General features: G+C 44.4%; 14 protein-coding genes. All 14 read right to left on the reverse strand.

What is annotated here, in order from left to right:
• Positions 1-64: 64 nt before the first annotated feature.
• Entirely contained in the window at positions 65-571 is a 507-nt protein-coding gene (locus ACFYKX_RS10095) for a hypothetical protein (protein ID WP_389360672.1), read from the reverse strand.
• A 31-nt stretch (positions 572-602) separates the two neighbouring features.
• Positions 603-791 carry a hypothetical protein gene (locus tag ACFYKX_RS10100; RefSeq protein WP_389360674.1) on the reverse strand — a complete coding sequence of 63 codons (189 nt, stop codon included), beginning with the start codon at positions 789-791 and terminating at the stop codon, positions 603-605.
• A gap of 17 nt (positions 792-808) precedes the next feature.
• Positions 809-2,209, reverse strand: coding sequence for a hypothetical protein (locus tag ACFYKX_RS10105; RefSeq protein WP_389360676.1), 1,401 nt, complete (start codon positions 2,207-2,209; stop codon positions 809-811).
• Entirely contained in the window at positions 2,209-2,874 is a 666-nt protein-coding gene (locus ACFYKX_RS10110; protein WP_389361200.1) for a hypothetical protein, read from the reverse strand. Before ACFYKX_RS10110 ends, ACFYKX_RS10105 begins: the two co-directional genes overlap by 1 nt.
• Entirely contained in the window at positions 2,757-3,485 is a 729-nt protein-coding gene (locus ACFYKX_RS10115) for a crossover junction endodeoxyribonuclease RuvC (protein WP_389360678.1), read from the reverse strand. Before ACFYKX_RS10115 ends, ACFYKX_RS10110 begins: the two co-directional genes overlap by 118 nt.
• 140 nt (positions 3,486-3,625) lie before the next feature.
• The gene (locus ACFYKX_RS10120) at positions 3,626-4,003 is read right to left on the reverse strand and encodes a single-stranded DNA-binding protein (RefSeq protein ID WP_389360680.1); all 378 of its coding nucleotides are present in this window, start codon (positions 4,001-4,003) and stop codon (positions 3,626-3,628) included.
• A gap of 32 nt (positions 4,004-4,035) precedes the next feature.
• Positions 4,036-4,479 (reverse strand): hypothetical protein, encoded by a 444-nt coding sequence (locus ACFYKX_RS10125; protein ID WP_389360682.1) that lies wholly within the window; start codon positions 4,477-4,479, stop codon positions 4,036-4,038.
• A 134-nt stretch (positions 4,480-4,613) separates the two neighbouring features.
• Positions 4,614-5,561 carry a hypothetical protein gene (locus ACFYKX_RS10130; protein ID WP_389360684.1) on the reverse strand — a complete coding sequence of 316 codons (948 nt, stop codon included), beginning with the start codon at positions 5,559-5,561 and terminating at the stop codon, positions 4,614-4,616.
• A gap of 285 nt (positions 5,562-5,846) precedes the next feature.
• Entirely contained in the window at positions 5,847-6,353 is a 507-nt protein-coding gene (locus tag ACFYKX_RS10135) for a hypothetical protein (RefSeq protein WP_389360686.1), read from the reverse strand.
• 152 nt (positions 6,354-6,505) lie between these two features.
• Positions 6,506-6,994: a hypothetical protein gene (locus tag ACFYKX_RS10140; RefSeq protein WP_389360688.1), complete on the reverse strand. Its 489-nt coding sequence runs from the start codon at positions 6,992-6,994 to the stop codon at positions 6,506-6,508.
• Positions 6,995-6,998: 4 nt separating this feature from the next.
• Positions 6,999-8,312 carry a PhoH family protein gene (locus ACFYKX_RS10145; protein WP_389360690.1) on the reverse strand — a complete coding sequence of 438 codons (1,314 nt, stop codon included), beginning with the start codon at positions 8,310-8,312 and terminating at the stop codon, positions 6,999-7,001.
• 162 nt (positions 8,313-8,474) lie between these two features.
• Positions 8,475-9,014 carry a hypothetical protein gene (locus ACFYKX_RS10150; RefSeq protein WP_389360692.1) on the reverse strand — a complete coding sequence of 180 codons (540 nt, stop codon included), beginning with the start codon at positions 9,012-9,014 and terminating at the stop codon, positions 8,475-8,477.
• Positions 9,015-9,159: 145 nt separating this feature from the next.
• On the reverse strand, positions 9,160-9,672 hold the full coding sequence (locus ACFYKX_RS10155; RefSeq protein WP_389360694.1) for a hypothetical protein: 513 nt from the start codon (positions 9,670-9,672) through the stop codon (positions 9,160-9,162).
• A 710-nt stretch (positions 9,673-10,382) separates the two neighbouring features.
• Positions 10,383-11,870, reverse strand: coding sequence for an MmcB family DNA repair protein (locus ACFYKX_RS10160; protein ID WP_389360696.1), 1,488 nt, complete (start codon positions 11,868-11,870; stop codon positions 10,383-10,385).
• Positions 11,871-12,122 lie beyond the last annotated feature (252 nt).

Raw genomic sequence — 12,122 nt, forward strand, 5'->3', positions numbered from 1 at the left:
AAATCTTGCACCATAATCGATGCAAGATGAAAGATGTCGTCTTGCCCAGACGAGGGCAAGAGACTTAGCGCAAGTTCTTGTATTTGACAAAGGCTTCGTCTTTTTTCTTTCCGCCTTGATGAACCTTGAACTTCTGAGCCACCCAAATACAGAACCCTACAGGAGTTAAAATGGAAATGATCATGAGCATGTTTTGGATGAATCCCAAAGCGGATGTGGCACTGGACACCGGCACATTCACGCCTAGTGCTACCCCGACTTCATCGGGAGAAAACTGAGAAAACTTCACGATGACCACTCGGTAGATGAGCAAGAACAACAAGTATCCAGCCACCGCCCATTTCGTTTCCTTAATGGTCTGCTCTCGGTCTTCTGGAACGCCCCATACCGCTACCGCTCCGGCAATCCACATGATGCCAACGGCAAACTTAATCCACCCTTGCCCAAAGGCCGCATACATATGAACCAACCATAGCCACAAGACGATGAGCGCGACATAGGTGAGAAGAATCTTCCCGACGAGATACAGTTTGGCTTTCGAGTGGGAATGCACCAAATAGCCTTGATCCATGACAATCCCTCCTTTCTCGTCGCCGGATGGGTTACATCAAGCGACGCTTATCTTGTACAAAGTGCTGCTCGTTCACGCTGACTTCTTTGGTAATCAAGTACCCAATGACTCCTAAGACGAGAAACATCGTCACGTTGTTCATCAAAAAGGAACCGATGGTAATGAATCCGTTGGCATGAACCGAGACAATGGAATTCCAGGCGTTTGAGAAAAATTCCATGTTGGATTCCTCCTTTTCTAGGATGGGTAGTGATTGCCCCAATCCTTATCGGCCAGTTTTTTGGTGGTGGTAATGAACACATCAAAGTTTTTCACTGGCGTTCCTGACTTGATTTTTTCTAACTTCCACTGACTGAATTGCTGGATGATGATTTCCATTTGCTTTTTGCCTGTGGTAACAAATCGAATGTCTTTTGTGACTTGTCTCGCTTTATCCATTTTCGTGTTGAATTCTTCTTGGGTATGGTGAGCGAGTTCCACTTCCACATACAATTTCTTCTTTGCAAGCGAGTCATACGCCGTAATGTCTGGAATCCAGACTTTTCCGTTGGATAGAGTGATCTCGTTGTCTTTTCGCTTGTACGTGATGTTCATGAGACCCATCTGTTCCATGAGAGTCGCCGTATCTTTAATCGCATAGCCATGATCCCATGTCGCATTTTCTTTCTTCAACACATGCTTCTCACACAAAATCGCAGGCTTTTTAAACTTCCGTTGGTACAATTGAAGCCCAAGGTCGCTTAAGTTGTAAGCAAAGAACCAGCGATACCCCGTGTTCACCTTGTCCATGTCTAAAATCGTAGAGGTTTTTAGAGAGTTAATCGCATTCGTGAATTGCGTATTGTTCACGTCGCTAATGAGTTCACCAATACGGGTTTCAATTTCTTTGGCTTCACTCAAGCCTTCTGTTCCAATGACTTCGACAATCTTCCACTGAACCTCGGTCAGTTCCTTTTCAAACTTCTCGAGCATCACGAGATGTGTTTTTGGGGGTTCTACTTTTGAAGAAGAAGGAGTGGCTTGAGGTTGAGGCTTTGGTTTTGCAGGGGGTGGTGTTTGCGTTTGAGATTGAACCACGGAGAGAATATCGTCTTCTTGAGAAGGTTGTGAAGGAGAAGGAGCGGGAGTGGAAGGAAGGATTTCACCGGTTTCTGGGTCGACCTTTCGACCGTCATCGGTTTGGAATACCGGGATGTTGGAATGGTGCTCATAGGCATCTTCTTGTTGTTTTAAGAGAACCCGACTTAACTGGTCTTCTAAGTCTTTCACCGCTCCGTCCCGTTTTTTCAATTCTTTTTGAAGGTTCGTGACGAGCGTAATGGCTTCTTGTTGTTGCTTTTTCCAGTTATCAATGATGAAGTTGGCGAGTTCAAAGGCGGAAAGAGCGAGAATCCGGTTCTTTCCTCCTAATTGTTCTTTGGCATACTCGTTATCACAAATGGTTTGAGCGACTCGTTGCAGCTCTCCCATGTTTTTTCTAGCATCGCCTCGGTAGCCTTCCACGAGACGTTCGAGTTGAAGATTTTGTTCCTCTAGTTTCATGAGGCTAAGTTCCATTGTTTTGACCTGACCTTCTAAGAACAAGTGACTTGCTTGTTCTGGTGAGGGAGTATGTCTTTTGGGGAAAAATCCGACCATTACCAGGTCACCTCCTGCTTCTGTTGATTGCGTTTTAATCGCTCTCGAATGTCATCCATTTGGACTTGGGCGTTTTGAATCGTTTGCACAATTCCTACTTGCAGTTCTTGTAGTCGAGGAATTCGTTCTTGGTTTTGATCTTGATAGTACGCAGTTAATTCGGTGAGATAGGCCATCTCCAAATCGGCGAGCTGAACCAAGTACCCTTGATAGGCTCGGTAGGCATCCGGCACATCTTTTCGCCCTTTTTCTTTTTGCGTCATAGTGCGAATCGTATCACTGAGTTGGGTGAGTTGGTACTGCACTTCAATCTTGTTCTCTACACTCCCTTCTAAGTGAACAATCGCATCTGGTGTGCGAAGCAAGACTTCATAGTAAGAGTTGAGGGATTCGATATAGGCTCGCTCCTGCCTTAGTTCAGAGGAAACAATGTAGCCTCGACCGTTATGAAAGTCCGTGGTAAAAATCCCGAGCAACAAGACAAATCCATAGAGAAGAGCAGCACTCATGAGAATGAGAGCGCGAAGGGTAAACGGAGAAGTCGGTTCTACTTGGAATCCTTCTTCGATTTCTTCCCAGGAGTACGCTTGCTGGGTGTTCCACGTGTCCCAGTTTTCGTAGTCTTCATATTCTTCTTTGGAACGGGTTTTAAAATACCGCAACATGGTACCTCTCCTTTCTTATCGAACAATTCAAGTTGAGCATAGAACTTTTGTGCATAGGCAATGCCTATGGCGATCGAATCGGTCAAATGATCCATTCCCTTCTCCACGAGCTCAGGAGCCGGAAGTGGGAGGTGAATCCCCATTTCCTCAAGGGCTTCTGCGATATGCAGTTTCGAAGTCATTTGTTTTCCCGTTACGGCATACTTCACATCAAAGGGACTAACTAACTCAATCGTCTCAATCTCTTGGGTGACAGCTGCGACTTTTAGGACTCCAAGGGCCTCTCGAACCGCAATGGCACTATAGCCTCGATTGCCACTCGCAAAAGTTTGCTCGCTTACGACAACATCCACCTCTTCTTTTTTGAACAGATGGAGAAAATAGCCGTATAACGCATGCAATCGTTTTTCAATGGGATGATGAGCCTTTGCTTGAAAAATGTCGGTTTGGAGAATGGTGAACCGCCCTCTACGTTCGGTGACAGGTTCTAGGAGGAATGTGGTGATTCCAAGAGAGGTTGTGCCTGGGTCAATGGCAATCCCCCGAACTGGAAGTTGAGCGGGAGTCGTTCTTTTCTTTGGGCTGGGTTTCGGTGCTTTCTTTTGGGTCATGATGGATCACCTCTTTTCTATTCTATCACGATATTCATATTAAATTCCATTGTTTCATAGAGAAATAGGAAAAAAACATAAGGAATCCCCCTCACGGAGAGGGGGATGAGACGGATATTCGTTCAGATGGTTGAGAGGGGTTAGGCTGAGGCAGTTTCGGAGTCTTTTTCAGGGAAGTGGCAGTTGTTCAAGTATTCCACATTGTCTGCAACGACCTCGGTTGCGACACTTGGTTTTTCCCATTCATGGGAGCAACTTGGACACGTGAGTGGTTGCATGAATTCACGCGTTTGAATGCGACCTCGCACCAAACATTGGCTCGATTTGCGAAGGTGCGCCACATCGGATTCGGCTTGTTTGCCAAATGAACACACCCATGGGTAATCTGTCCCTTTGTTTTTGTCACGATTGATCGCCATTTGATACTTGGCGTAACTTACGCCTGATTTTGGCAGGATGCGAAAATCCACATCGCTACACAAACTTCCTAACAAGAATACATGATTGGCTTTTGCCATGTACAATTCCTCCTTTGTTTTCGAAACGATTTTTATTGTTCAAACAGGACATCCACACGGTACACTTTCCACTTGCCATCCACTTCATACAAATCAAGCATGAGTTGACGGTCATCTGTGACACTTCCGAATTCTTGAATGCTCATGTCACGAACGACGTGAACAATCGCATGGGCCTTTTTTCCATCTACTTCTGTTTCAATGACTTCGTTTAAGCGAAGGTCAGCCGTAAATTTCGTTTGAGCCAGTTGTTCGCTTAAGAGCAACATCACACCCAATTGTTCTCCAGCCGACTCTCCGGCTGCCGTTTCCCAATCTCCTGTCATGATGGCTTCTGTATAGCGTAATGCGGTCTTCTCGACTCCACTTTTGTCTTCTGAGCAACCTGATAGCAGCCCCACAACAAAAAGCGCAGACAAAAGAACCAAAAAGGGTTTCTTCCATCGTGCGCTTTCCTGGAAAATGATTCCCTTCACGTTCAACACCTCTCCTTATCATCTTAAAAATCGTGAAGTCTCCCAACAAAATGAACACCTCACATAATAAGAAAAAGAAAAACATAAAGGGAATTCGTATAAGAGATTCTTTTTTTCTAAAGGAAAAAAAGATTTTAACCTTGGTATTTCAATCGTTGTGGCTTACGACCTGTACTTGCTTTCGTTTGAGCCTCGTAATTGCGTTGGATGCAAGCATGGAAATCTTCTTTTGACATCTTGTAGGTTGCCCCTAGTTTGTAATAATCATAGAATCCTGCATTGCAATTGCGAATAAAGGTGCGGTGGTCCACGCCAATTTCTTTGGCGAATACTTCCGCAGCATAAAGAGTTGGAATCTCTGTAATCGGTTCTAACTCGACCGCTTCATAAACCGGTTTCATGACGCCTCTTTCATCCGGTGCTTCCATCACGGCGACTTCTTTCGTGTCAGGATCCGTAATCGTCTTATAGAGTGGCTTTCCTTTTTCATCTAATTTTGAACCGGCTACACGAGAACGGTTTAGGTAATCCAGAAATGAGTGTTTCTCTACCACGAGTTTGTTGTACATGTTGAGCATTTCAAACTCACCCGCATCGGCCAAGTTGTACATAAAACGCAGCGTGATGTCTAATTTCGCTGCAACATAATGGGCATTCATGAAATTCGTTTCCCCAATTAAGGCATCCTCGTCACGTAAACTGCGGAGTTCTTCGAGTTCTCGTTTCTTGGCTTGTACTTCTTCTGCTTTCTTAATTGCGCGGCGAATCGTTTCTTTTGCGCCAAACTGTTTCTTCTCTTTGCCTTCTTCGTCTGTTACGATAACCTCATCTTCTTCGTCTGGCACGAGCTCCGTCAACTTCGTAAGCAAGTGATGAAGTTTTTTCGGCTCTACCTCCGAGAACGAAATTGGCTTTAGCATCTTAACTTGTTCTGGATGCAAAGCGAATAATAACTCATCTGGAAATTCTGCTACGTCTTTTGCACGAATGTATTGAAAGTGTTTTGGATCCACTTGATGTAATTCACCTGGGGTCATTTTGAGCATTTTGTTAAAGGATACTCCCCAACTTCTTGCCATCATGAATCTCCTCCCTACTATTGATTTTCTCTTAGTTTCATCTCTTTCTGAATATCAGAAACCTCCTAAACGGATGGTCTCTACATCTTACCCGTTTTAGGTATTATTTTATTCACTTATTCACATTATAGTGCTTTTATTCTTTGATTTCAACTGTTTTACGTTGTTAAATTCCGTTTTGCGTCCAAAACACCTTCAAAACATCAAAAAATATTCCTAAAGGAATGTTTTTAAGAAAGAGGAACGCTTCAAAACTCCGGCATAAGAACCTCAAAGAAACCTTTGAGGTTACAAGACTTCAAACAAAATGTGAGGACATTCGTTCATGAGGGTTTCTCTCTCATGTTCGTTTAAGGAGAAATACTTCAGTTCATCTGGGGTGATATACCCTCTTTCAAGCAGCGTGTCCAAAAAGACGGCACGACCGATTTCTTCAACAGAAATGCCGAGATTTCCACTGTATTCAACCACATCTACTTCGTCGCAAGTAAGTTTTAGCATACGATTGTGAAGGGAGCCGACACATACTTCTCGGATGAGAAGTTCGCTTGGCTTCATGCTGTAAAGAGCGGTTCCACAAGTGGGGCTAGAGAGAATTTGTAACACGGTTCTCCCTTTTGACTCTTCTTTCATGACATGTTTTAAAAACAACACCTCTCCATCGACGGATGCTGACACCCATCCTAATTCAATGAGTGTTTTTACGGTAGGAGTTGCCTTTCGTCGCTTACGTGTTTTCACTTGGGGGTTCGTTGTTTTAGTAGAATGAAGGGGAAGAGCTACTGCTGCATTCATTGAAACGCCTCCTATTATCGTATATGTAAAGATGTGTCTATTCTTATTTTATACCGATATTCTCAAAATATGCAATCATAAACTTTCTCCTTTTAGGCAAAAGGAGAAAGGACATTTTGTGACGAATCTACGAGATGGGGTTAAGAAGCGTGTTACGGTTTCGAATAGTGAGCAGCCGTTAGTTCAGCAAGAGCCGCAATGTATTGCTTTTCTTCTTCCGCATACGACTCCCCTGATTTGAATTTCTCTCGCAAGAACATGAGAGCCGATTTGTAGTTCACTAGCGCATTGAACGTTTGAAGCGTTTCGTCTTGTAACGAATCAGGTTGACGGTAGTTCTCGAGTTTCAGGATGGCTTCTTGGGTTCGGTCCATCTCGGAGGTTAAGAGCCCATCGAGTTTGGTCCGGTTAAACGTATTGGCATCTGAGGTAAAGAGCAAGGCTTGAATGGCGTTTCCGTTTTTCACAATGTCTGCTACAATGGCGTCATTTTGACGAGACGCATCTAAGACATTTTGCGAGTTGATCTGCTCCCCGTACCGGAGAGCATCTTCACATCCCCCTAAGAGAAGGGAGGCAGCAAAGAGTCCTGCTGCCGTTCCTAACATTCTTGTTTTCATGCGTTTCCTCCTTTCTATCATTTCCTTAAAGCATCTTCACCACATCTTTCACCAATGGCGATCGCTCGATGTTTTGAATATGCAAATGAGCAGTCTGTTGACTCATTTTCATTCGGTCTACCACGTATACCAAGCCATTCGTCGTTGGAGTGAGGTACTTGTTGTCAATTTGGTTGTTGGTTGGGTCTCCCGCTAGAATCATCTTGCTTCCCGTTCCCACGCGAGACGTTAAGGCTTTTGCTTGATGAGGCGTTAAGTTTTGGGCTTCATCGACAATGATGAGCGTATCTTCCCACGTACGACCACGTACGTAACAGAGGGCTTCCATCTCCACTGAAATCTCAGACATGAACCGTTCTAGCAAATCATCGGGAGAGGCAAATTGACCCGGTTCTAAGTAGATAGGTCGTAGGTTATCGACAAATGGAGCCATCCACGGTCGAAGTTTTTCATTCTTTTCACCAGGTAAAGCACCAAGCCCCTCTCCAACAATCGGGCGAAGAAGAATCATATGCTTGTAAATCCCTGCTTGAACCGCCCATTTTCCAATCGACATGGCGAGCAACGTTTTCCCTGTTCCCGGATCTCCGGTGATGGTCACAAGTGGAATCGAGTTATCAGCGAACATGCTCATCGCCATTTGCTGTTCACGGCTTCGAGGTTTAATTTTCATCGGAGGGATCTCATGAAGCGGGAGGAAAACCCCATTTTGGAGGGTCGCAAGAGCCGTATGCTTCTCGTTGCATTCATTCGTGAATTGGATGAATTGGTGAGGATACAGTTCTTTTGGGGCAAAATCACCTAAACACTCCAGAGGAAGGGATTTTTGTTTGTAGAAGATGTTGATGAGGTCTTGGGAAACCAAGATTTCTTGATAGCCTTTATAGAGATTCAACACGCGGTCTTTCTTGTAATCTTCTACATGATCTTGAAGACCAATTCGCATCAAGTTGACACGTAAGGATTTGTCTTTAGAAACGAGAATGCCTTTGGATTGTTTGATTTCATGTAAGAGGTACTCATCAGCGTAAGCCAGTCGTTCTTGGGGATGGTAGTGAAGAAGAAGACGTCCATGTTCCGGTAGCGTGATGATGGTCCATATATGCCCCCCTTCTCGCTCTTCAATGGAAACAGGCTGGGTTTGTAAGAGATGTTCTAAGAGGGTGAACACTTCTTGACAGGCATAGGCAACCGGTCCTTTATCACTCTTTTTTCGTTCTAATTCTTCATAGACTGGTGCGACAATGACCACATCATGTTCTTCAAACGCTAGGGGGCTTTCAGGGTCGTGGATGAGTACATTCGTATCGAGGTAATACGTTTTCGTCTGTTTGACCAAAACCATCATCCCTTTCGGAGGTTTCCGCTTGGCGGTTATCTCTATTATATTCCTTTATTCATTTATATTCAATCTATTCAGACTGAAACATAACCCCCTTTTCATACCAACAAAGGGGTTTCATCCGAAATCTGTTCAGAATTCGGATACCTTACACAGGAATTACGAATTGATGAGTTGACCGACGGTGGCAGGAGATAGGGCAGACAATGGCACTTCAATGACAATCGTTCCAAAGACAAAACGTACCCAAGTCGTTCCATCTGGACCTGTAAAACAGCGAGAACATGTATTTTCGGGAATGGGCGTGAAATTCGAGTCGTCACTTAGGATTTGTTTCACTTGTTTCAGTGGGCTTACACGAATCTCCCCGGTATCTTGGTTCACGATGAAGGGAGTGTGTGCAAAACTTCCTGACGCTTGAAGGCGACGTTCTTCATCTTTAATGTGGAAGGTTCCGTCTGCGGTTTTACCCTCAAGTGTTCCTTTCACCTCCACCACGTACTCTCTTCCTTTAAAGGTGAGAGTTTCTTTCCCGGTAAACGAGTTTCCATTGATGTGATAGGTGGCTTCTTTTTTCTCTTTTTCTGCTACATACGTTTCACCGGATTCTGGCTGGTTCGGGTGGTTGGATGGGGCAGCAAAGACGTGAGTAGTGCCAAAGAGAAGGGCCACACATAGCAATGGGGCAAGGGTTTTCAAGGCAATCACCTCCTTTCCCTCAGTATAGGAGGTCAAAACCATTTTATCAAGATATTCATTCAAGGAGTTGATATTCATATTCAGTTTGAAGTATGATAGAAAGCAAATGTGAAAAAAAAGAGAGTCTAAAGGACTCTCTTACAGGTTAAAAGGCATTCGGATGTCCAATAGGGAAACCCGCTCGAAACCCTAAGATGGAATCTTTCATCATGGGGCGAAACTGCGTCATAAACTCGACGATCTCATAAAGAACATAATCAGGATTGAGATGATGAAAAACACCAATCGCTGTTTCGAGTTTCGAGTCTTGTTGAATCCGAATGTTTCTTGGCGTTTCAAATATCACTCCCTCAAACTCATTCAAAAGAGTGATCTTCTGTTTCTTTTTCTTCTGGTAATCACTCTCTTCTAGCATCTTCTTCAGATACAAGATGTCCTCTTCCGAAAACAATAATTCTTCATTCTTGGTAAAACCAAGCGGGTCTTTTAAACTTTTTCCTTCTGGATCCACTTCTATTCGATTATGAATCTGATACGTCCCTATTCCCCATTTCTCATAAATCTCTTTTAATACCAAACTCTCTCGTTCGGTAAAATACACCGAGTTTAATCGAGATTCGGGGTAGTGGTCGTAAAATGGAATCACTTTGATGCTCATGGTTGGCTCTCCTCTTCTTTATTAAACTTTCTCTTTCACAACTTCATACGAAGAAGGTTGGGAATCCCTTCTTCTTTGTGCCTTGGTTAACTCTTTTTGCTTTTTATAAAAGACGTTAACCCGGTTAACAAGGTTTTTCCTAGTGGTTCTGGAGAACACTTTAAAAACAGTCTCGACGGAGGATGCTGCCCACCGAACATGGCGATGGTAGGTATGCTCCCCATACGAATAGGTGACTATTCAAAGGCCGATGGAGTCGAGGTGGTCGCTCGTTATAGGAGCATGTGGACCTTTCAGAGGCAAATGGAAATTAGCCCCTTCCTTTTGCTACATGCCCGTCCCTGTCGGTTTCTGAATTTCGTTCGAATTTCAGATATACCGAGGCAGACGGGATGGCGGTGAGAAACCGGTTGGCAACGCAGGTTCCTGAACAATTCTTTTGTTTTTTCTTCTTAAACAAAAGACCATCCCGAAGCGAGACGACGTGACCTCCCATCCAGCGAGGAAAGTTGTGCCGTGTCTTGTCCTATTACTCTTGAAATCTCTGTTTTCAAGCATGCAGGGCAGGGCTCACTCTGTTCTCAGCCCTCCGCTCGGAAAGGTGGCCAGAGGCGGATAGGGCGAAACGCTTCAAAGAGCCCGAGAGAGTGAACCAAGAACGAAAGGTTTCCTTTCTCGTGTAAACCGTCGATACCCGTAAAACCAAAACGTCAAAACCCGAATACCCACTTCTTCGACAACCCCTTCGCAAGAGAAAATAAAAACGAAGGTTCTTTCTTCTCTCCTCCTTGAAGGAGGCAATCCGCTTGTTTTTCGACTCGATTTCCGGTAAACAAGAGAAGCCCTGCTTCCCCTTTTTTTTCGATATGCGTTCTTCTCTCATTGCTCCACCTTACTCCCTCTCCATCTCGAAGGAAAAAGTAAAAGGTATCGCAGTACGGGAGATAGCCTTCCCATTTCTGATCACGGTCAAAGTCGACTTTCGTGTGTTTGACTTCAATAAAGACAATTTCTCCTTCTTCATTAATCCCAGCCACATCCACTCGCCTTCCATTTGGGAGAGTGACTTCCTCCATCACCACATATCCTTCATGCAGCAAATACCTCATCGCTTGTTGCTGTAAAAAGGCATGAGAGGCTTGGTCTTTTTGGCTAAACGTGTTTCGCACCGTGACTTGCTCTAAGTACGTAAGAGCGGGTGTATTCTTTAAAGCGTTTAATTCACTTTCAAGAGAGGTCATCTCCACTTGAATCCTCCGTTTTTCTTCTTGTAACTCTCGTTCTTTCTCTTTTATATCACTCGCAAGTGGTGTGATGCGGGGGTTGTCATACGTCGGGTCTTCTGGGACATACACCTCGACATACGGATTATCCTCCCGTTTTTGTTCTTTTTCGTAATTCCATGCGGTATCCCAGCCTCGCTTCCAACGACGAGGAAGGTCTTCAGCAAGAGAGTTTAGGTCGTTCACGCGAAACACATAACTGTTTTCTTTTTCTTCAGGAGAGGCTTGATGCTCCCACTCCCACTTTCCACTAAATATCTTTTTTCCTGTAGGGAAATAAGACTCAAACCCATCTTTCGGGGGACCGATCCACTCCAGTACCCTTTTTTCAATTAATCGTTTCTGCCACCGATAGTCGAGACGTTTCGCTAAACAAAGCGTTCCATTTGGAGTTGTGCCGAGATGCTGAAGAAGAAAATCCTGTACCTCTGGTTCGTATCCTTTTAAGGCTTTCACTTGTTTTCTCATGTCTTTTCGTTGTTCTTTGAGGAGATGCTCCGTTTTTTGCACCATTTCTTCGTTTTTCTTCAAGTTTTCGAAACGAGTATGTACCTTTTCTTGAAACACCAGGATACGATTCCTTTTTTCCTCCACGGCTTCAAGGAGCAAAGCGACATCCCTTCGTTTGATCTCTGGGGGAAGATTCGTGAGGATGTCTTCTAAGGCAAATCCATCTCGCCGTTCAAATAATGGATGCAGCACGAGTGCGTGCATCCCAAGTTCCTGTAATCCGCATAAGGCTCTAGGGGATAGAAACCCTTTTCCCTCTTCTAGCAATCTCGCATAACGAGAAAGTCGCTTGGCTTGATCAAGGGAAAGATCGTATCGCTCCGGCAATTCTTTCACCCGAAGTCCATTCTTTAAATCTTCCATGGCTTGTAGACTAACTTCATCCGTTCCTGTAATCCGAGGCATGTTCTCCCTCCTACGCCTATGGTGTGCGGCACACCATTTATTTCTCTAATTCTAGCACGGTGCCTCGATGAATGGAAAGAATAAGCATCCCTAGAATCGTATCTTCCTTACAGTCAATCTACTCAAGAACAAAAGAAAATCCGAGGAAAATCCCTGAAACCAGCAGGAAACTCTATGAAATTCGCCCCTCATTCCCGCTCTTCCCTTCTCTTTCCCTCTTATCCAGATTTCTTTAGAACCGTTTAGCGCGAT

It is taken from the genome of Cytobacillus spartinae, from assembly GCF_042865285.1.
GTDB lineage: Bacteria > Bacillota > Bacilli > Bacillales > Cytobacillaceae > Robertmurraya_A > Robertmurraya_A spartinae.

Coding starts and splice junctions, on each gene's coding strand:
- ACFYKX_RS10095 (WP_389360672.1), bottom strand. CDS start 571: ATGGATCAAGGCTATTTGGTGCATTCCCACTCGAAAGCCAAACTGTAT.
- ACFYKX_RS10160 (WP_389360696.1), bottom strand. CDS start 11,870: ATGCCTCGGATTACAGGAACGGATGAAGTTAGTCTACAAGCCATGGAA.
- ACFYKX_RS10100 (WP_389360674.1), bottom strand. CDS start 791: ATGGAATTTTTCTCAAACGCCTGGAATTCCATTGTCTCGGTTCATGCC.
- ACFYKX_RS10120 (WP_389360680.1), bottom strand. CDS start 4,003: ATGGCAAAAGCCAATCATGTATTCTTGTTAGGAAGTTTGTGTAGCGAT.
- ACFYKX_RS10110 (WP_389361200.1), bottom strand. CDS start 2,874: ATGTTGCGGTATTTTAAAACCCGTTCCAAAGAAGAATATGAAGACTAC.
- ACFYKX_RS10130 (WP_389360684.1), bottom strand. CDS start 5,561: ATGATGGCAAGAAGTTGGGGAGTATCCTTTAACAAAATGCTCAAAATG.
- ACFYKX_RS10140 (WP_389360688.1), bottom strand. CDS start 6,994: ATGATAGAAAGGAGGAAACGCATGAAAACAAGAATGTTAGGAACGGCA.
- ACFYKX_RS10135 (WP_389360686.1), bottom strand. CDS start 6,353: ATGAATGCAGCAGTAGCTCTTCCCCTTCATTCTACTAAAACAACGAAC.
- ACFYKX_RS10155 (WP_389360694.1), bottom strand. CDS start 9,672: ATGAGCATCAAAGTGATTCCATTTTACGACCACTACCCCGAATCTCGA.
- ACFYKX_RS10115 (WP_389360678.1), bottom strand. CDS start 3,485: ATGACCCAAAAGAAAGCACCGAAACCCAGCCCAAAGAAAAGAACGACT.
- ACFYKX_RS10105 (WP_389360676.1), bottom strand. CDS start 2,209: ATGGTCGGATTTTTCCCCAAAAGACATACTCCCTCACCAGAACAAGCA.